The organism is Streptococcus oralis (genome assembly GCF_004127215.1).
GTDB classification, from domain to species: Bacteria; Bacillota; Bacilli; order Lactobacillales; family Streptococcaceae; genus Streptococcus; species Streptococcus oralis_BD.
The window spans coordinates 1-18,754 of record NZ_QEWJ01000008.1; the positions used below are offsets into that span (position 1 = coordinate 1).

15 protein-coding genes, 3 tRNA genes and 2 pseudogenes are annotated in these 18,754 nt (G+C 41.9%); 15 read left to right on the plus strand and 5 right to left on the minus strand.

All coding sequences use genetic code 11. The features are described 5' to 3' along the window. The first annotated feature begins 37 nt into the window (after nucleotides 1-37). The 3 genes from DF216_RS06840 (at nucleotide 38) to DF216_RS06850 (ending at nucleotide 297) form a co-directional block, all read left to right on the plus strand. A tRNA-Leu gene (locus DF216_RS06840) sits at nucleotides 38-123 on the plus strand. 11 nt (nucleotides 124-134) lie between these two features. Next, a tRNA-Arg gene (locus DF216_RS06845) sits at nucleotides 135-208 on the plus strand. Nucleotides 209-223: 15 nt separating this feature from the next. Beyond that, nucleotides 224-297: transfer RNA gene (locus DF216_RS06850), tRNA-Pro, on the plus strand. Between the two features lie 146 nt (nucleotides 298-443). Here the strand turns inward: DF216_RS06850 and DF216_RS06855 are convergent. Then, nucleotides 444-1,621 (minus strand): annotated as a pseudogene (locus DF216_RS06855) (ISL3 family transposase); the annotation flags it as partial. 568 nt (nucleotides 1,622-2,189) lie between these two features. Between DF216_RS06855 and DF216_RS06860 the strand changes: the two are divergent. Continuing rightward, nucleotides 2,190-3,120 (plus strand): annotated as a pseudogene (locus tag DF216_RS06860) (IS30 family transposase). Nucleotides 3,121-3,186: 66 nt separating this feature from the next. On the opposite strand, the gene DF216_RS06865 reads toward DF216_RS06860, so the two are convergent. Then, nucleotides 3,187-3,894: a CPBP family intramembrane glutamic endopeptidase gene (locus DF216_RS06865; protein ID WP_129326365.1), complete on the minus strand. Its 708-nt coding sequence runs from the start codon at nucleotides 3,892-3,894 to the stop codon at nucleotides 3,187-3,189. 54 nt (nucleotides 3,895-3,948) lie between these two features. Beyond that, on the minus strand, nucleotides 3,949-5,367 hold the full coding sequence (locus tag DF216_RS06870; protein WP_129326366.1) for an NCS2 family permease: 1,419 nt from the start codon (nucleotides 5,365-5,367) through the stop codon (nucleotides 3,949-3,951). A 187-nt stretch (nucleotides 5,368-5,554) separates the two neighbouring features. On the opposite strand from DF216_RS06870, the gene DF216_RS06875 reads away from it, so the two are divergent. The 10 genes from DF216_RS06875 (at nucleotide 5,555) to DF216_RS06920 (ending at nucleotide 16,108) form a co-directional block, all read left to right on the plus strand. Then, complete coding sequence (locus tag DF216_RS06875) at nucleotides 5,555-6,367, plus strand: Cof-type HAD-IIB family hydrolase (protein ID WP_129326367.1); 813 nt, start codon at nucleotides 5,555-5,557, stop codon at nucleotides 6,365-6,367. A 337-nt stretch (nucleotides 6,368-6,704) separates the two neighbouring features. Further along, nucleotides 6,705-7,724 (plus strand): alcohol dehydrogenase AdhP, encoded by a 1,020-nt coding sequence (gene adhP / locus DF216_RS06880; protein WP_125827923.1) that lies wholly within the window; start codon nucleotides 6,705-6,707, stop codon nucleotides 7,722-7,724. 298 nt (nucleotides 7,725-8,022) lie between these two features. Then, complete coding sequence (locus tag DF216_RS06885) at nucleotides 8,023-9,012, plus strand: PTS sugar transporter subunit IIB (RefSeq protein WP_129326368.1); 990 nt, start codon at nucleotides 8,023-8,025, stop codon at nucleotides 9,010-9,012. Between the two features lie 78 nt (nucleotides 9,013-9,090). Continuing rightward, entirely contained in the window at nucleotides 9,091-9,903 is an 813-nt protein-coding gene (locus DF216_RS06890; RefSeq protein WP_129326369.1) for a PTS mannose/fructose/sorbose transporter subunit IIC, read from the plus strand. A gap of 14 nt (nucleotides 9,904-9,917) precedes the next feature. Beyond that, nucleotides 9,918-10,829 carry a PTS system mannose/fructose/sorbose family transporter subunit IID gene (locus DF216_RS06895; protein WP_129326370.1) on the plus strand — a complete coding sequence of 304 codons (912 nt, stop codon included), beginning with the start codon at nucleotides 9,918-9,920 and terminating at the stop codon, nucleotides 10,827-10,829. Nucleotides 10,830-11,165: 336 nt separating this feature from the next. Then, a complete protein-coding gene (folP, locus tag DF216_RS06900; protein ID WP_084971025.1) occupies nucleotides 11,166-12,110 on the plus strand; it encodes a dihydropteroate synthase in 945 nt (314 codons plus the stop codon). A gap of 1 nt (nucleotide 12,111) precedes the next feature. Beyond that, a complete protein-coding gene (locus DF216_RS06905) occupies nucleotides 12,112-13,434 on the plus strand; it encodes a bifunctional folylpolyglutamate synthase/dihydrofolate synthase (RefSeq protein ID WP_129326371.1) in 1,323 nt (440 codons plus the stop codon). After that, nucleotides 13,415-13,969, plus strand: a complete 555-nt coding sequence (folE, locus tag DF216_RS06910; RefSeq protein WP_129326372.1) for a GTP cyclohydrolase I FolE — start codon at nucleotides 13,415-13,417, stop codon at nucleotides 13,967-13,969. The genes DF216_RS06905 and folE overlap by 20 nt, the downstream gene beginning before the upstream one ends. Before the next feature lie 41 nt (nucleotides 13,970-14,010). Then, complete coding sequence (gene folK, locus DF216_RS06915; protein ID WP_125827918.1) at nucleotides 14,011-14,832, plus strand: 2-amino-4-hydroxy-6-hydroxymethyldihydropteridine diphosphokinase; 822 nt, start codon at nucleotides 14,011-14,013, stop codon at nucleotides 14,830-14,832. After that, on the plus strand, nucleotides 14,825-16,108 hold the full coding sequence (locus DF216_RS06920) for a DUF308 domain-containing protein (protein ID WP_129326373.1): 1,284 nt from the start codon (nucleotides 14,825-14,827) through the stop codon (nucleotides 16,106-16,108). The genes folK and DF216_RS06920 overlap by 8 nt, the downstream gene beginning before the upstream one ends. A 50-nt stretch (nucleotides 16,109-16,158) precedes the next feature. Here DF216_RS06920 and DF216_RS06925 read toward each other — a convergent pair whose 3' ends face one another. After that, entirely contained in the window at nucleotides 16,159-16,476 is a 318-nt protein-coding gene (locus tag DF216_RS06925; RefSeq protein WP_000886039.1) for a DUF960 domain-containing protein, read from the minus strand. A 203-nt stretch (nucleotides 16,477-16,679) separates the two neighbouring features. Between DF216_RS06925 and ccpA the strand changes: the two genes are divergently transcribed. Further along, the gene (gene ccpA, locus DF216_RS06930) at nucleotides 16,680-17,690 is read left to right on the plus strand and encodes a catabolite control protein A (protein ID WP_125827916.1); all 1,011 of its coding nucleotides are present in this window, start codon (nucleotides 16,680-16,682) and stop codon (nucleotides 17,688-17,690) included. Nucleotides 17,691-17,743: 53 nt separating this feature from the next. On the opposite strand, the gene DF216_RS06935 is transcribed toward ccpA, so the two are convergent. Further along, entirely contained in the window at nucleotides 17,744-18,706 is a 963-nt protein-coding gene (locus tag DF216_RS06935; RefSeq protein ID WP_129326374.1) for an asparaginase, read from the minus strand. Nucleotides 18,707-18,754 lie beyond the last annotated feature (48 nt).

Genomic DNA, 18,754 nt, shown 5'->3' on the forward strand with positions numbered 1-18,754 from the left:
GGGTCGCGGGTTCGAATCCCGTCGTTCGCTTAGAGAGGCCGGGGTGGCGGAACTGGCAGACGCACAGGACTTAAAATCCTGCGATTGGTAACGATCGTACCGGTTCGATTCCGGTCCTCGGCATATAATGATGAGCACCCTTAGCTCAACTGGATAGAGTACCTGACTACGAATCAGGCGGTTAGAGGTTCGACTCCTCTAGGGTGCATTTTTTTATTTAACGCGGGAAGTAGCTCAGCTTGGTAGAGTACTTGGTTTGGGACCAAGGTGTCGCAGGTTCGAATCCTGTCTTCCCGATCATATTCTTCTTCAGAAGATGTGTCATTGTATTTCTATGAGTCTTTAACAACTATTAGTTGTAAATTGAGACTATACTCAGGAGAGAACCTTGTTGGTTCTCTCCTTTTTGGGCTCTTTGTCAACTGTAGTGGGTTACCAAAAAGTCATATTCTGGAGAGGACTAAATCAGTTCTCTCCTTTTTGATATTCAAAGCGATGAGGATTCTAGTTTTAAAATTGTCAAAGTTCCGAAAGCCGAAAGCGTTGCGCTTGATGACTTTGATGAGGTTGTTAGTAGCTTCTAGTTTTGCGTTTGAGTAGTGCAGTTCCAGTGCGTTCATGATCTCGTCCTTAACTTTCAAAAAGGTCTTAAAAACAGTTTGAAAGATAGGCTTCACACACGAAATGGTATCTTCAATGAGTTCAAAGAAATGGTCAGCCTGTTTCTCTTGGAAATGAAAGAGTAAGAGTTGGTAGAGCTCGTAATGTTCTCGTAGTTCTTGAGAGTAAGAGAGAAGTTTTTCTAGAATCTCTTGATTTGTCAAGTGCATACGAAAAGTAGGACGATAAAATCTCTTATCGCCCAGTTTACGGCTATCCTGTTGAATGAGCTTCCAATAACGCTTGATAGCCTTGTATTCATGAGATTTTCGCTCAAACTGATTCATGATTTGGACACGCAAACGACTCATAGCACGACTTAAGTGTTAGAGTAAAACAGTCCAGTGGACTGTTTTAGCCTGAGTTCAGAAATATAATAACGAAGGGTGAAAGCGATCCAGAACGATTTTAGCGTTTGGAAAAAGTTGTCTAGCTAAGTCATAATAAGGACTAAACATATCCATAGTAATGATTTTCACCTGACAACGAATAACTCTATCGTAGCGCAGAAAGTGATTTCGAATGATAGTTTGTGTTCTGCCTTCGAGAACAGTGATGATATTGAGCTTATCAAAATCTTGCGCAATGAAACTCATCTTCATCTCCCGATTGAAACAGTCACTCCCCTGACTGTTTCAACGTCCCAAGACATAATCTTTGGTAGACGAGAAAAATCATGCTCAAAGTGAAAGCCATTGAGCTTGCGAATGACAGTTGAAGTTGAGATGGAAAGTTGATGGGCAATGTCGGTCATAGAAGTCTTCTCAATCAACTTTTGAGCAATCTTTTGATTGATGATACGAGGGATTTGGTGATTCTTCTTGACGAGAGAAGTTTCAGCGACCATCATTTTTGAGCACTGATAGCATTTGAAACGACGCTTTTTCAGGAGAATTTTAGTAGGCATACCAGTCGTTTCAAGGTAAGGAACCTTAGAAGTTTTTTGAAAGTCATATTCTTCATTTGCTTTCGGGTCTGTTTAGAATATCTGTTGAGATCATATTAGTGGTCAATGTAGTCAACAATTTGCATGTTCTAATTGCTTAAATGAATGAAATGTCTTCTCATATCCTCAGACTTAAGAATGCTAAATAAGGATTTCATGATGTTGTTGTCTGGGTTATTTCTTTTGCAAGGCATGGTGGCTTGAATAACCTTACACTCTTAAAAATTGTTGGAGAGTAGTAGCTGTATTTCCTCTTTTTTGTGATTTTTATTCTGTAATGTTCAATCAATCTGATCATGTAGTTTAGTACATAAACATTCACAGAAAATTTCTTTGAATGCTGTGCGAAATTTTGAACTGGTTTTCGGCGTTCATAGATTTTAACGTTATCCGAATAAGTTTCTTGCGTAGTAAAAGACCCCAAAAGTTAGATTTTCTTGTCTAACTTTTGGGGTGCAGTTCACTTTAAGTGCTGACTATTTATAATAGATAAATTGTAAAATATAGTGCAACAAAAAAACTCATAGCGTTTCATTGGTGTAAACTGTAAGTAACCACACAAACAGAATTCCGAGGAAAAACTATGAGCTACTTCCATCTTACCATAAGCGACCGAATAAAGATAGAAACCTACTTGGAATTAGGTTTGAAACCTTGCCAAATTGCAAGTAAACTTGGCGTCCATAAGTCTACCATTTTAAGAGAGTTAAGACGATGCCAAAATGGTTACTCCGCAGCCCTAGCACAGGAAAAGTATGACCACAGGGCTAAGCAAAAAGGTAGGAAGTCTCGTTTGACACCAACGTTGAAAAAGGAAATTGAGGACGGTTTAAAATCCTCCTGGTCGCCTGAACAGATTTGTGACCGCTATCAGCTTGAACAAAAGCCAATGGTAGCTTTTAAAACAATCTATAACTGGCTCTATGCTGGTTTGATTGATCTGGATTTGAGTGTCCTTCGTCGTAAAGGAAAAACTCGACAACCCATAGAAACACGTGGAAGATTTAGGATTGGCAGGTCGATTGCCAAACGTCCTAAAGAGGAATCGTGAAACTTTTGGCCACTGGGAGCTTGATACTGTAGTGTCTTCCAGAGGCAAAAGCAAGGAGTGTTTAGCGACCTTTCTAGAGAGAAAAACTCGTTTTTACTTAGCTTTCAAGATACCAGACAGAACAGCCAAATCCATGTTTTCAGCCATCGAACAACTTTGTAGGCTATTTCCAAAAGAGGCTCTTAAATCCTTCACTTCAGACAGAGGAAAAGAGTTTGCCTGCTATCCTATGGTAGAAAACTTAGGAATTTCCTTTTTCTTTGCGGACGCCTATTCATCCTGGCAGAGAGGAAGCAATGAAAACGCAAATGGCTTGCTAAGAGAATATTTCCCAAAGAAAACAGATTTAGCCACTATCTCTTATGAGGCTTTAAACAAGGCTTTATATGATATCAATCACCGACCACGAAAATGTTTAGCTTACAGAACGGCTTGTGAAGCTCTAGAGGATGAGTTCAAGTAAATGTTGCACTTATTCTTGCAATTTATTAATATAAAAAAATCAACTGGAAATATGGAATTTTCTTGTTTAGAAAGATAGACCTAAATTTCTACTAATCAAAACCAGTAGGGCTAATAAGCTAAAAGCGATACCATTAACGATCATATGAAGTAGGATCGACATCTCTAGACGTTCTGTCTTATAGGCTGTCCAAGTCAGAACCGTAGACATCCCTCCATAAATAATCACAGAGGGTAGATTGGTTGGTGTATGGAGTAAGGCAAAGACAATTGCCCCAACAACAAAGCCAATTTTTTCCTTACCACGGAAGATTTTTTTAGGAATAATCCCCCGACACAAGATTTCCTCACAAATCGGCGCAATCAAGACTAGCAAGAAAAAAGTTGAAATCAAGGAACTGTTTTGAACAAAACCATTAATGGCTGATTGATTGCTGGTTGTCGTCTCATTCATCATGCGAAGCAAAGCTGAACCAAATAGATTGGTTGCAAAAATTACTAGATAACTCAACACCAGGCGAGCCAAGTCTTGAGCCTTAAAAAAGGATAGATTAAAGCTGGCAAGCTTGGTTTTTCGAGCGCCAATGATGAATACAATCAAAACGACAATGGATAGGGCGGCAACGAAGAGTCCTGACTGTAAAAGTGGAAATTCCTTAACTGCAAGCCAAGCAGCTAGTCCTATGGGAACTTGCGATAGAATAAAAGCCACCAAAAGGATGAGCACCCATTTCCCTCTGTTCAAAACCTCTTGCCAAATCGTCTTATCTTTCATGATGTACCTCCTTATAATTAAAAAGGGGAGTCTCCCCTTTTTCTATTATACCATTTATAGCGCCATGCTAATATAGTTCAGGATGAACAAGGCATCCAAAATCCAAATCATCACGTGCACATCCTTGGCTTGACCTTTGACAACTTTTGTCAAGGTATAAGTCAAGAAACCAACAGCAATCCCTTGTGTGATAGAGTAGCTGAATCCCATAAAGATAGATGTGAAGAAGGCAGGAACCGCTTCAGCCATATCATCCCAAGGAATGTTTTTCAAGTTAGAAAGCATCATGATTCCGACGATGATTAAAATTGGCGCTGTTGCAGCTGTCGGAACAATCGCTAGAAGTGGGCTAAAGAAGCTAGAGAGAGCAAAACAGATTGCAACAACTAGGGCCGTCAAACCAGTACGTCCACCAGCACCGATACCCGCCGCAGACTCAACATAAGTCGTAACGTTTGAAGTACCTGCAATGGCACCTACTGAAGTCGCCACCAAGTCAGAGTAAAGAGCCTTGTCCAATTTAACTGACTCATGGTTTTCCCCACTTGTCGCAACGATACCAACTTTTTCACCAGTACCGATAAGCGTACCTATTGTATCAAAAATATCCGTTAGTGAGAAGGCAAGAATAGCCATCAAGGTTTCTGGTAAACGTGAAGTGTTTGATATCAAAGATCCTAAACCTTCTGAACCCAGAGCAGCACCAAACAAAGTTCCTAAATCATTAACCGCTGATGAAAGATTGTTGCTAGCAAAGTCAATCCCTGACAATTTCACAACACCAACAGCGATAGCAAGAACAGTCGTTGTAAGGATAGAAAGAATGATTCCACCTTTGATGCCTTTAACAATAAAGAAGATAGTAATAGCCAGACCTGCAAGAGCCACCAATACTGCTGGAGTATTGAAGTCTACCAAGCCTGGAACGGCTGCTGAGTTTGCAGTAATTGCAGCTTGAGCCTTATCTGCTCCTTCACCTGCTACAGTATAAGTACCTGGATCAATCGAGAATTTCAAGAGACCAGCATTCTTAATCCCTACATAGGCAAGGAAAACACCAATACCAGCTGAAATGGCAGAACGGAGTGTTGTAGGAATGGATTCGATGATCATTTTACGAACATTTGTCAAGGTAATAATCAGTGAAATAATTCCACAAATGAAGACCATACCAAGAGCTTCTTTCCAGGTATAGCCCATCCCAAATACAACTGTAAAGGTAAAGAAGGCGTTCAATCCCATACCTGGTGCTTGTGCATACGGCAAATTAGCATAGAAAGCCATCATCAAGGTACCGACTACAGAACCGATAATCGTTGCCAAGAATACACCTTGGGCAGGCATGTTTGTTTGCGCAAGCATTTGTGGGTTTACAAAGAGAATATAGCTCATTGCAAAGAAAGTTGTTAAACCAGCAAGCACCTCTGTACGGACGTCTGTCCCGTGCTCTTTTAGTTTAAATAGTTTGTCCATTATAAATCTCCTTTTGTTTTTTTACGAACAATATGAGTATTATATCATTTATCATTCACCTTTTCAATATGTTTGTTTGATTTATTTAACAAAATGAAATGTTTATTTTTTGTTTTGAGCCTGTTTTTCTTCTTTCTTTTTGATATAATAGTAGACATCTTATCTGGAATGTACTAGGAAGGTTTATATGACTAAAAAAATTATCGCAGTCGATTTGGACGGAACCCTGCTCAATGGTGAAAGCAAGCTCTCCGATTTTACCAAAAAGACAATCAAAAAAATTACTGAAAAGGGACACCATGTTGTCATCACGACAGGTCGTCCTTATCGTATGGCAAAAGAATTTTATCAGGAACTAGAGTTGCACACACCTATGATCAACTTCAACGGTTCCCTTACTCATCTGCCAGGACAGGCTTGGGCGCATGAGAAGTGCTTGACCTTGGACAAAAAATACCTCTTGGATATGGTCAAACGCAAAGAGGATATCCAAGCAGACTTTATTGCAGGAGAATACCGTAAGAAATTTTATATCACAGCTCCTAATGAAGAAATCGCAGATCCCAAATTATTTGGTGTGGAAAATTTCCAGCCCGAAAATCAATTCAAGCCTGAACTGGTGACCAAGGACCCAAACTGCATCCTTCTACAAACAAGGGCTGAGGACAAATACGCCCTAGCTGACGAGATGAATCGCTTTTACCAGCACCAACTAGCGATCAATACCTGGGGAGGCCCCCTCAATATTCTCGAATGTACACCCAAAGGAGTCAACAAGGCCTTTGCCCTCGAATATTTGCTCAACGTGATGAATCGTGATAAAAAAGACTTAATTGCCTTCGGCGATGAGCAAAATGATAGAGAAATGCTGGCTTTTGCAGGCAAGGGATATGCCATGAAAAATGCCAATTCTGATCTTTTACCCTATGCAGATGAACAAATTTCATTGACAAATGACCAAGATGGAGTTGCAAAAACTCTCCGAGCTTTATTTTTGTAATACATGCTGGGAGTTGAGGAAGATTCAATTTGAAAAGACAATCCAGTAAATTTTTTTAAGACAAAACGCTTAATATCTAGCTCTTTAAATGCTTAACATTAGGCGCTTTTATAATTATGAAGATTTTCTACCAATAGTATTTGTGTTTTTTTCACAGTCTAGTCAACCAGTTAATCGATTGTTTGAGAATTCACATTCAAATGCTTGGAAAAGGCTTTCATTTGTGATATAATACACATAGAATAAACAAGAGAGCTCAGCAATTTGACTCTATTTGACGCAAAAATCAATCCAGTCTATTTATCTCTGTTCTCAGAAAATATCAAGGAGGATAGCTATGAAAGCTGTTGTTGTAAATCCAGAAAGCACTGGTGTTGTCATTGAAGAAAAAGTACTCCGCCCACTTAAAACTGGGGAAGCGCTTGTTGAAGTGGAATATTGTGGGGTTTGTCACACGGATCTTCACGTTGCTCATGGGGACTTCGGTCAAGTGCCTGGTCGTGTTCTAGGACATGAAGGTATTGGTATCGTTAAGGAAGTTGCTCCAGATGTCCAAAGCCTTAAAGTTGGTGACCGTGTCAGCATTGCTTGGTTCTTCGAAGGCTGCGGTACTTGCGAATACTGTACAACTGGTCGCGAAACTCTCTGCCGTACGGTGAAAAATGCTGGATATTCAGTAGACGGTGGTATGGCAGAACAATGTATCGTAACAGCGGATTATGCTGTTAAAGTTCCAGATGGACTTGATCCAGCCCAAGCTTCTTCAATCACATGTGCTGGTGTAACAACCTATAAAGCTATTAAAGAAGCAAAAGTTGAACCAGGACAATGGGTAGTCCTCTATGGTGCTGGTGGCCTTGGTAACTTAGCCGTTCAATACGCCAAGAAAGTATTCAACGCTCATGTTATCGCAGTTGATATCAACAACGACAAACTGGCTCTTGCAAAAGAAGTAGGTGCAGACATCATTATCAATGGACTAGAAGTTGAAGATGTTCCAGGACTTATCAAAGAAAAAACAAATGGAGGAGCTCACTCAGCTGTCGTAACTGCTGTGTCTAAAGTTGCCTTCAACCAAGCCGTTGATTCCGTTCGTGCTGGTGGTCGCGTAGTAGCTGTTGGTCTTCCTTCTGAAATGATGGATCTTAGCATCGTAAAAACTGTTCTAGATGGAATTCAAGTGATTGGTTCTCTTGTTGGAACTCGTAAAGACTTGGAAGAAGCCTTCCAATTCGGGGCAGAAGGTCTGATAGTACCCGTAGTTCAAAAACGTCCAGTAGAAGATGCTGTAGCTATTTTCGATGAAATGGAAAAAGGTCAAATCCAAGGACGTATGGTACTGGATTTTACACACTAAGTTAATGATAAAATTGGGAAACGAAAGATTGCTCACTTGCAGTCTTTCGTTTTGTTTTCAATTCATTTTCAAAAAGACAGCCCGTTTTCATTGTTTTTATATTAAATTTTAGTTCTTTATTTGAATACATCTTTAAAAATTCTTTATATATTAACATTTTGTAAATGGATTTTCATTGAAAATTAACACATATCTATAAGAAATGGTTGCTTTTTGTTTGAAAACGGTTTATACTTAAAGTTAGGCTTAAAGTTTTCTTAAACATACAGTCAAACATTTTAAAGGAGGAATGACAATAATGAGTATCGGAATCATTATTGCAAGCCACGGCGAATTTGCTGCGGGTATTCATCAGTCTGGATCTATGATCTTTGGTGAACAAGAAAAGGTTCAAGTTGTAACCTTTATGCCAAATGAAGGTCCAGATGATCTTTACGCTAAATTCAACAACGCTGTGGCTGCATTTGACGCAGAAGATGAGATTCTAGTATTGGCTGACCTTTGGAGTGGATCTCCATTCAACCAAGCTAGCCGCGTGATGGGAGAAAATCCTGAGCGTAAATTTGCCATCATCACAGGACTGAACTTACCGATGTTGATCCAAGCCTACACAGAGCGCCTGATGGACGCGAATGCAGGTGTGGATAAAGTCGCTGCAAATATCATTAAAGAAGCCAAAGATGGCATCAAAGCTCTTCCAGAAGAGCTTAACCCAGTTGAGGAAGTTGCAAGTGCTGCAGCTGCTCCAGTTGCCCAAGCTGCTATTCCAGAAGGAACTGTTATCGGTGACGGTAAACTAAAAATCAACCTTGCTCGTCTAGACACTCGTCTCCTTCACGGTCAGGTTGCCACTGCTTGGACTCCAGATTCAAAAGCAGATCGTATTATCGTTGCTTCAGATAACGTTGCAAACGACGAATTGCGTAAAGAATTGATCAAGCAAGCAGCTCCTAACGGAGTAAAAGCCAACGTTGTACCAATCAAAAAATTGATTGAGGTTGCAAAAGATCCTCGTTTTGGTAACACACATGCTCTTATCTTGTTTGAAACACCTCAAGATGCCCTTCGTGCCATCGAAGGTGGCGTGCCAATCAAGACCCTTAACGTTGGTTCTATGGCTCACTCAACAGGTAAAACAATGATTAACAACGTTTTGTCTATGGATAAAGATGATGTTGCAACATTTGAAAAAATGCGCGACCTCGGTGTTGAATTTGACGTACGTAAAGTACCAAATGACACGAAAAAAGACTTGTTTGACTTGATTAACAAAGCGAACGTTCAATAATTAGAATCTTCTTCTCTTGAACTCTTGGAAGAAAGATTTTAAACTTTATTATAATTAATATAGAAAAGGAATAAAACCATGTCAGATATTTCAATCATTTCTGCTATTTTGGTTGTAGTTGTTGCCTTCCTTGCAGGTCTTGAAGGTATCCTCGACCAATTCCAATTCCATCAACCAATCGTCGCATGTACCCTTATCGGACTTGCAACTGGTAACCTCGAAGCAGGTGTTATGCTTGGTGGATCTCTTCAAATGATCGCCCTTGGTTGGGCTAACATCGGAGCTGCCGTAGCTCCTGACGCTGCTCTTGCATCTGTTGCTGCAGCGATTATCTTGATCAAAGGTGGTAACTTTACTACTGAAGGTATCGCCGTTGCAACAGCAACAGCTATCCCTCTTGCCGTAGCTGGACTTTTCTTGACTATGATTGTTCGTACAATCTCAGTTGGTTTGGTTCACACTGCAGATGCTGCCGCTAAAGAAGGAAATATTGCAGCTGTTGAACGTGCTCACTTTATCGCACTTCTTCTTCAAGGTCTTCGTATTGCAATCCCTGCAGCCTTCCTTATCGCTATCCCAGCTTCTGCCGTTCAAGATGCTCTTAAATTGATGCCAGAATGGTTGAATGGTGGTATGGCTGTTGGTGGTGCTATGGTCGTTGCCGTTGGTTACGCTATGGTTATCAACATGATGGCAACTCGTGAAGTATGGCCATTTTTCGCTATCGGTTTCGCTCTTGCAGCAATTTCTCAATTGACTTTGATTGCCCTTGGTGTCATCGGTGTTGCCCTTGCCTTCATCTACCTCAACCTTTCAAAACAAGGTGGAAACGGTGGCGGCGGAGCTGCAACTTCTAACGACCCAATCGGTGATATCCTAGAAGACTACTAGAAAGGGGAACAATCATGGCTGAAAAAATTCAATTATCAAAATCAGATCGTCAAAAAGTTTGGTGGCGTTCACAATTCCTTCAAGGTTCTTGGAACTATGAACGTATGCAAAACTTGGGTTGGGCTTACTCTTTGATCCCAGCTATCAAAAAATTGTACACTAAAAAAGAAGACCAAGCGGCTGCTCTTGAGCGTCACCTTGAGTTCTTCAACACTCACCCATACGTCGCTGCTCCAATCATGGGGGTTACTCTTGCACTTGAAGAAGAACGCGCTAACGGTGTTGAAATCGACGACGCGGCTATCCAAGGGGTTAAGATCGGTATGATGGGACCTCTTGCTGGTATCGGTGACCCAGTATTCTGGTTTACAGTTCGTCCTATTCTTGGAGCCCTTGGTGCATCACTTGCTGCATCTGGTAACCTTGTTGGTCCCCTTCTCTTCTTCTTTGGATGGAATGCCATCCGTATGGCCTTCCTATGGTATACACAAGAGTTCGGTTACAAAGCTGGATCTGAAATCACTAAAGACATGTCTGGTGGTATCTTGAAAGACATCACTAAAGGAGCGTCTATCCTTGGTATGTTCATCCTTGCCGTTCTTGTACAACGTTGGGTGTCTATCAACTTTACTGTTAACCTTCCAGGTAAACAATTGGCTGAAGGTGCTTACATCAACTTCCCAGAAGGTGCAGTAACAGGTTCAGAATTGAAAGGTATCCTTGGTCAAGCTCTTAGTGGTTTGAGCTTGGATAGCGTTCAACCACAAACTCTCCAAGGTCAGTTGAACTCATTAATTCCAGGATTGATGGGACTTCTCCTTACTTTCCTCTGCATGTGGTTGCTTAAGAAAAAAGTATCACCAATCACAATCATCCTTGCCCTTTTTGCAGTAGGTATCGCAGCTCGTTACTTCGGTATCATGTAATTTGGATTGATTTTCATTCAAAAGAGGAGTAACTGTTCTGTTTTTGGCGGACTGGCTTCCAGTAGCCAATAATAGAAGTAGAAAATTTCTGCATAGAGAGAACAATTATAGTTCTCTCTTTTTTGATGATAAACTATCAAGACTAGTAGTCCAAAAGCATGTTTAGTTATGGAATGTGGCATGGACCAGCTATTATTTTAGGATTCACTATATAAGTCTGATTTAGGATGATATTTATCCGTTCCTAAAAGAAAGATGAATACTAGCGTATCCATCTTTTTCTTTTTATGGTAAAATAGAGAAATAATGTGGTGAAAAACTTTGAGGAGTGACCCTATGTCTAATAAAGCTAGTCAGGCAAAAACAGCCATTTGCGGAATTATCAATGTAACCCCAGATTCCTTTTCGGATGGTGGTCAGTTTTTTGCTGTTGAGCAGGCGCTCCAGCAAGCCCGTAAATTGATAGCTGAAGGAGCTAGTATGCTAGATATCGGAGGAGAATCGACTCGTCCGGGCAGCAGCTATGTAGAGATAGAAGAGGAAATCCAGCGTGTCCTTCCAGTTATCAAAGCTATTCGCAAGGAAAGTGATGTCCTCATTTCCATCGATACTTGGAAGAGTCAGGTAGCAGAGGCTGCTTTGGCTGCTGGTGCCAATCTGGTAAATGACATCACTGGCCTCATGGGTGATGAAAAAATGGCTCATGTGGTTGCCAAAGCGGGAGCACAAGTGGTCATCATGTTTAATCCAGTTATGGCTCGACCTCAACACCCTAGCTCGCAGATATTTCCTCGTTTTGGATTTGGACAAGCATTTACAGAGAAAGAGTTAGCTGACCTTGAACAACTACCAGTAGAAGATTTGATGACGGCTTTCTTTGAACGAGCTCTAGCGAGAGCGAATCAAGCTGGGATAGCAAGAGATAAGATCATGTTGGATCCGGGAATTGGATTTGGTCTGACCAAGAAGGAAAATCTGGTCCTTTTACGTGACCTGGATAAACTACACCAGCAAGGCTATCCAATCTTTCTTGGAGTTTCGCGCAAGCGATTTGTTATCAATATCCTTGAGGAGAATGGCTTCGAAGTCAATCCTGAGACAGAAGTCGGTTTCCGCAATCGGGACACGGCTTCGGCTCATGTAACGAGTATCGCTGCGAGACAGGGTGTAGAAGTGGTGCGCGTGCACGATGTAGCTAGTCACAAGATGGCAATTGAAATTGCCTCCGCCATTCGTTTGGCTGATGAAGCGGAAAATCTAGATTTAAAACAATACAAGTAAGATGAACGAAATTCAAAACAATCAGTGGATTGCCCACTATCGGACAGACCAACCGCATTTTGGTTTGGAGAGAATGGTGGAACTCTTGACGCTAAGAGGCAATCCCCATCTCAAACTCAAGGTCATCCATATTGGAGGGACCAATGGCAAGGGCTCTACCATTACTTTTCTAAAAAACATGCTGGAAAAGATGGGGTTGAAAGTTGGAGTCTTTAGCTCGCCTTATCTCATTCATTACACAGACCAGATTAGCATCAATGGGAAATCCATCCCCGAGGCGAGGCTAGAAGCCATGATGGCAGATTATGAGTCGTTACTTGAGGGGGAGAAGGGCCTTGCTTTACAAGGAACGACCGAGTTTGAGATTATCACAGCCCTAGCCTATGATTATTTTGCCGCTGAAAAAGTTGATGTGGCCATCATGGAAGTCGGCATGGGTGGACTTCTGGATAGTACCAATGTCTGTCAGCCGATTCTGACAGGAATTACGACTATTGGATTGGACCATGTAGCCCTACTTGGTGATACTTTGGAAGCCATAGCAGAGCAGAAGGCTGGTATTATCAAACAAGGTATTCCCTTGGTGACAGGTCACATTGTTCCAGAAGCCTTGGCTGTTATTGACCGCATTGCGGAAGGGAAAGATGCGCCGAGAATTGTGTATGGGACAGATTATCAGGTTCGTTATCAAGAAAGTGTGGTAACGGGTGAGGCCTTTGACTATACAAGTGCTGTCAGACAAGCTTGCTTCCAGACAGGTTTGCTTGGTTTGCACCAAATAGAGAATGCTGGGATGGCCATAGCTTTACTTGATACTTTTTGTCAAGAAGATGGTCGAGCCTTACCAGCTAATACCTTGGTTGCTCAAGCTTTGGAAGAAACAAGATGGCCAGGGCGTTTGGAGGTCTTGTCTAGTGACCCCTTGCTGATTTTGGATGGGGCCCACAATCCCCATGCTATCAAGGCTTTATTGGCCACCCTGCAAGAACGCTTTGCGAATTATCACAAGGAAATCCTCTTTACTTGTATCAAAACCAAGGCCTTGGAGGATATGCTGGACTTGCTAGTGACAATGCCAGATACCGAGCTTACTCTGACACATTTTGATGATAGTCGGGCGACTGATGAGAGCGTATTGAAAGAGACAGCAAAGTCTAGAAATCTCAGCCTCCAAAGTTGGCAGGATTTTCTAGAGCAGAAATTGACAGATAAAAAAGAAGGGAAAAAAACAGTTAGGATTGTCACGGGTTCCTTGTATTTCTTGAGCCAAGTGAGAGCCTATCTGATGGAGAGGAAGAACGAGAATGGATACACAAAAGATTGAAACGGCTGTAAAAATGATTATCGAGGCCGTTGGTGAGGATGCTAACCGCGAGGGATTACAGGAAACACCTGCTCGTGTAGCTCGTATGTACCAAGAGATTTTTTCAGGTCTTGGCCAAACTGCTGAGGAACATTTGTCAAAATCCTTTGAGATTATTGACGACAATATGGTAGTGGAGAAGGATATCTTTTTCCACACCATGTGTGAACACCACTTCTTGCCCTTCTATGGGAGAGCGCACATTGCCTACATTCCAAATGGTCGTGTGGCAGGCTTGTCCAAGCTAGCGCGTACAGTTGAAGTCTATTCTAAAAAACCACAGATTCAAGAACGTTTGAATATTGAAGTGGCTGATGCCTTGATGGAGTATCTAGGGGCTAAGGGAGCCTTTGTTGTCATTGAAGCAGAGCATATGTGCATGAGCATGCGTGGTGTTCGAAAACCAGGCACTGCAACTTTGACGACAGTAGCTCGTGGCCTATTTGAGACGGATAAGGATCTCCGAGACCAGGCTTATCGTCTAATGGGACTATAAAAGAATCCGCTTTATGCGGATTTTTCTAGAAAGGACTAGTTATGGATCAACTGCAGATTAAAGATTTGGAAATATTTGCATACCACGGCCTCTTTCCAAGTGAGAAAGAATTGGGGCAGAAGTTTGTTATTTCCGCAAACTTATCCTATGATATGACAAAGGCAGCGACTGAGTTAGATTTGGCTTCTTCTGTCCATTATGGAGAACTTTGCCAACAGTGGACGACTTGGTTTCAGGAAAGCACTGAGGATTTGATTGAAACAGTAGCCTACAAACTAGTTGAACGCACCTTTGAGGTCTATCCTCTTGTCCAAGAAATTGAGTTGGAACTCAAAAAACCTTGGGCTCCAGTGCATTTGCCGTTGGATACCTGCTCAGTGACCATTCATCGCTGTAAGCAACGTGCCTTTATCGCTCTAGGAAGCAATATGGGCGATAAGCAGGTGAACTTGGAACAAGCTATCGATAAACTGCGAGCTCGCGGCATCCATATTCTCAAAGAGTCCAGTGTCTTGACGACGGAGCCTTGGGGTGGTGTGGAGCAGGATAGTTTTGCTAATCAGGTGATTGAAGTGGAAACATGGCTACCAGCACCAGTCTTGTTAGAGACCTTGTTAAGTATTGAGTCAGAAATGGGACGGGTTCGAGAGGTGCATTGGGGGCCTCGTTTGATTGATTTGGACTTGCTCTTTGTGGAGGACCAGGTCATTTATACAGACGACCTCATCTTGCCTCATCCTTATATAGCAGAACGCCTCTTTGTCCTTGAACCATTAGTGGAAATAGCTCCCCATTTTATCCATCCGATCTTAAAGCAACCAATTCGTTACTTGCTTAATCAGTTGGAGCAAGGCGATGCCTAAACTTTCTGAGACCTATAGCAAGTGGAAGAGCATCGGGGAGGGACTGCTTGCTATTATTTTAGGGATTCTTTTGATTCGTTTTGGACAAGTTGTTCCACGGATGGGGTACCAGTTGCTGATGGGCTACTTTTCCTTGTCAGCGGTTTGGCACTTGTTGACTCGCTGGTTTCAGGATAAAAAACGTAGGGAAAACATCCTTGTAATCTTGGCTAAGCTGATGGTTGCGGCTCTCGTATTTGACTCTATCATTTTGCAAGACCTTGCCCTCTATCTCCTGGTCTTTATCATTGCGAGTTACCAGCTGTTTACGGGCGCCATTAGTCTTGTGACCTGGTCCCTCTATCGAAAAAATGCCATTCATCCTCGGCTTCATCATCTCTTTGATGCTGTATGGATGATAGGATTTGGTCTTTATAGCATCTCTCCTTTTCACGATGCGGCGAATTTTGAATTGCTCTTGCTTGGATTTTACTTGCTCATGCTAGGAGCCAGCAGTCTTCGGGACGGTTTCTTTTTTGAGAGGATAGAAAGCAATCCTAAGCTGAAACGGCGAATGCGAATGACCTTACCGATCTTTATGACGGCTCTGATCCCTATCAGTACCTTACGCAAATTGAATGAGTGGCTGTCAAATCATGAAAGCCAAGAAGGAGAAGTTCATTCAGAAAGAAAAAACGACCAGACGGTTGATCTGGAAGTTTTTGTCCATACTTCAGAAACCTCTTTTTTCCTTGCCATGGGACATGTGGATATTTGTTATCAGGAGAGGGTTATTTCCTATGGTTCGTATGATCCCCACTCAGAGCGTTTATTCGGCATGGTTGGAGACGGTGTTTTGTTTAAAGCCGATCGGGAAAAATACATTGAACTTTGTAAGAGGGAAAGTCAGAAGACCTTGTTTGCTTATGGTCTGAGTTTGACAGACCGACAGAAAGCTGCTATCCAAGCTCGTTTGGCAGAGATAGAAGATTTGTTAATTCCTTGGGAGCCAAGCTCGCAGTTGATGAAAAGAAGAGAGGGCGAGGTCAAGCATACCTACTCCTACCAACTGCAACAGGAAGCAGATGCGACCCTCTATAAATTTAGCTCATCTGAGTTTAAGACCTACTTTGTTCTCAGTACCAATTGTGTCTTGCTGGCAGACTCAATCGTGGGAAAAGCTGGGACTGATATATTGAGTCCCCAAGGTTTCATCGTACCAGGTACTTACCAGGATTACCTTGACTTAGAGTATACAAAACCCAATGGTCTGGTTGTTAGTCGCTCCATTTATTAGAAAAATAAAACTCTAGTTCCTCAGTAGTTTGCGCCGAGAAGCTAGAGTTTTTAAAAAAGGTCATTTTCTTCAGGAAGGAGGATGGTTTCTTTCCCGTCCATGTCTAAAACAAGAACCCGAGGAGGGTAAAGAGGGTCGAAGGGGTGATTAAAATCAAAGTCGATACTAGTCGGCAGATGCTGACTAGAGAAATGGAAGGTGATGGTTCCCTCATTATTGAGCAGTTGAAATTCGAGTTCTTCTTCTAATTCAAAGACGTTTTTCAAAAAATGATCGATAATAAACCATAAAGAGTCAATGACATCATCAGGCAAGCTGGTCACAACGCCAAAACTGGCCGAACGTCTCTGGGTATTTGTAAAAGCCATAGCCTCTCCCTCCTTTTTTTTCTTATCATACAGCAAACTGATTTAAAAATCAAGAAAAGTTTCTTCCTTTTTTTAAAATGTGAGTATCAAATGAAATTTTTTCAAAGTTTCTCTAAAAAATACTTGAAAGTGTTTACAATAAGTGATAAAATGGAGTAAACAGGTGCGTGAAAGCGAAATTTTCAATACAGAAAGGAAACGGAATGAACACAGACGATACAGTAACGATTTATGACGTTGCTCGTGAAGCGGGTGTTTCCATGGCAACTGTTAGCCGTGTAGTGAACGGAAATAAGAATGTCAAAGAGAATACTCGTAAAAAAGTTCTAGAGGTGATTGATCGTCTTGACTACCGTCCAAATGCGGTAGCGCGTGGATTGGCCAGCAAGAAAACCACTACAGTTGGTGTTGTGATTCCAAATATCACCAATGGCTATTTTTCAACCCTAGCCAAGGGGATTGATGATATTGCAGAGATGTATAAGTACAATATCGTCCTTGCCAACAGTGATGAAGACGATGAAAAAGAAGTTTCAGTAGTTAATACTCTCTTTTCAAAACAGGTTGACGGAATTATTTTTATGGGCTATCACTTGACTGAAAAGATTCGTTCAGAATTTTCCCGTTCTCGGACACCAGTTGTCCTTGCAGGGACGGTGGATATCGAACACCAGTTGCCAAGCGTTAATATTGACTACAAACAAGCGACGATTGACGCAGTGAGCTACCTTCTCAAAGAAAATGAGAAAATTGCTTTTGTGAGTGGACCACTTGTTGATGATATCAATGGCAAGGTTCGTTTGATTGGTTATAAGGAAGCGTTGAAGAAAGCAGGAATCTCTTATAGCGAGGGCTTGGTATTTGAGTCTAAATATAGCTATAATGATGGTTACACCTTGGCAGAACGCTTGATTTCATCACAAGCCACAGCTGCAGTTGTGACTGGTGATGAATTGGCAGCGGGTGTGTTGAATGGTTTGGCTGACCATGGTGTATCTGTGCCAGAAGAGTTTGAAATCATTACGACGGATGACTCTCAAATTGCACGATACACTCGTCCAAACTTGACAACTATTGCCCAACCTCTTTATGACCTAGGCGCTATCAGCATGCGTATGTTGACTAAGATTATGCATAAGGAAGAGTTGGAAGAACGTGAAGTTCTCTTGCCTCATGGTTTGACAGAACGTCGCTCTACACGAAAACGTAAATAGAAAAAATCAGGAAATCTTCACGATTTCCTGATTTTGTGTTCTAGAGAAGAGTATTAGCCTTCCATATAGTCTTTTAAGGCCTGTCCTTTTAGTCCAGCATTAAGGGCGATTAATAATTTGAGTCGAGCTTTTTGAGCATTGAGTTCTTTGACAAAGAGAACGCCAGACTCTTGCAATTGAACCCCTCCCCCTTGGTAAGCGTAGACGGGCTCGGCAATACCATTAAAGCATCGTGAAACCAGGGCGACGGGGATCCCTTTTTGGAGGAGATTTTCCAACTTTTGAGCTGTTTCTTTGGGAACATTACCTGCTCCAAAAGCCTGAATGACCAAGCCATCCAGTTGTTCCATGTCTAACATATCGATCAGCTCGTCTGTCATACCTGCATAGGCTGAGATGATGGGAACCAGACCTTGTATGCAATCAAGATCAAAGCGGACTCGTGGTTCGGCTGTTTTGAAGTAGAGGATTTCTTGCTTCATGATGAGACCAAGTGGTCCGTGTGTTGGGGTTTGAAAGGTGCTGACGTTGGTTGTATGAGTTTTGGTAACATACTTGGCTGCATGGATCTCATCATTCATGACGACCAAAACGCCCTTGTCGGCTGCTTTATCATCGCTGGCAACCCGTAAAGCACTCAGATAGTTATATACACCGTCACTACCAAGTTCGTTAGAACTACGCATAGCTCCTGTTAGAATGATAGGCATGTGCGGGATTTCCATAGTATCAAGGAAGTAGGCAGTTTCCTCTAGCGTATCTGTCCCATGTGTGATGACAACCCCATCGTAGTTGTCTGCTTCCTCTTTAATCTTATGGTAGAGGGCTAGCATGTGTTTGGGTTTGATATGGGGGCTCGGAAGGTTTAAAAAATCGAGCGCATGGACTTCTATCCCTTTAAGAGGATTGGTGACGTGGTTCATGGGATTGTCCTGGCTGGTCACAACAGCGCCTGAAGCGTCTGCCTGCATAGAAATAGTCCCACCTGTATGTAAAACAAGGATTTTCTTAGTCATGATTTACTCACTCTTTCTGAAATATGGTATAATCATTGTAACACAAAA

What these genes read in the sequence shown, in the direction of transcription:
- DF216_RS06865 (WP_129326365.1), bottom strand. Translation starts at nt 3,894, where the DNA reads ATGAAAGATAAGACGATTTGGCAAGAGGTTTTGAACAGAGGGAAATGG.
- DF216_RS06935 (WP_129326374.1), bottom strand. Translation starts at nt 18,706, where the DNA reads ATGACTAAGAAAATCCTTGTTTTACATACAGGTGGGACTATTTCTATG.
- folK (WP_125827918.1), top strand. Translation starts at nt 14,011, where the DNA reads ATGGATCAACTGCAGATTAAAGATTTGGAAATATTTGCATACCACGGC.
- adhP (WP_125827923.1), top strand. Translation starts at nt 6,705, where the DNA reads ATGAAAGCTGTTGTTGTAAATCCAGAAAGCACTGGTGTTGTCATTGAA.
- ccpA (WP_125827916.1), top strand. Translation starts at nt 16,680, where the DNA reads ATGAACACAGACGATACAGTAACGATTTATGACGTTGCTCGTGAAGCG.
- folE (WP_129326372.1), top strand. Translation starts at nt 13,415, where the DNA reads ATGGATACACAAAAGATTGAAACGGCTGTAAAAATGATTATCGAGGCC.
- DF216_RS06875 (WP_129326367.1), top strand. Translation starts at nt 5,555, where the DNA reads ATGACTAAAAAAATTATCGCAGTCGATTTGGACGGAACCCTGCTCAAT.
- folP (WP_084971025.1), top strand. Translation starts at nt 11,166, where the DNA reads ATGTCTAATAAAGCTAGTCAGGCAAAAACAGCCATTTGCGGAATTATC.
- DF216_RS06920 (WP_129326373.1), top strand. Translation starts at nt 14,825, where the DNA reads ATGCCTAAACTTTCTGAGACCTATAGCAAGTGGAAGAGCATCGGGGAG.
- DF216_RS06895 (WP_129326370.1), top strand. Translation starts at nt 9,918, where the DNA reads ATGGCTGAAAAAATTCAATTATCAAAATCAGATCGTCAAAAAGTTTGG.
- DF216_RS06870 (WP_129326366.1), bottom strand. Translation starts at nt 5,367, where the DNA reads ATGGACAAACTATTTAAACTAAAAGAGCACGGGACAGACGTCCGTACA.
- DF216_RS06905 (WP_129326371.1), top strand. Translation starts at nt 12,112, where the DNA reads ATGAACGAAATTCAAAACAATCAGTGGATTGCCCACTATCGGACAGAC.
- DF216_RS06925 (WP_000886039.1), bottom strand. Translation starts at nt 16,476, where the DNA reads ATGGCTTTTACAAATACCCAGAGACGTTCGGCCAGTTTTGGCGTTGTG.
- DF216_RS06890 (WP_129326369.1), top strand. Translation starts at nt 9,091, where the DNA reads ATGTCAGATATTTCAATCATTTCTGCTATTTTGGTTGTAGTTGTTGCC.
- DF216_RS06885 (WP_129326368.1), top strand. Translation starts at nt 8,023, where the DNA reads ATGAGTATCGGAATCATTATTGCAAGCCACGGCGAATTTGCTGCGGGT.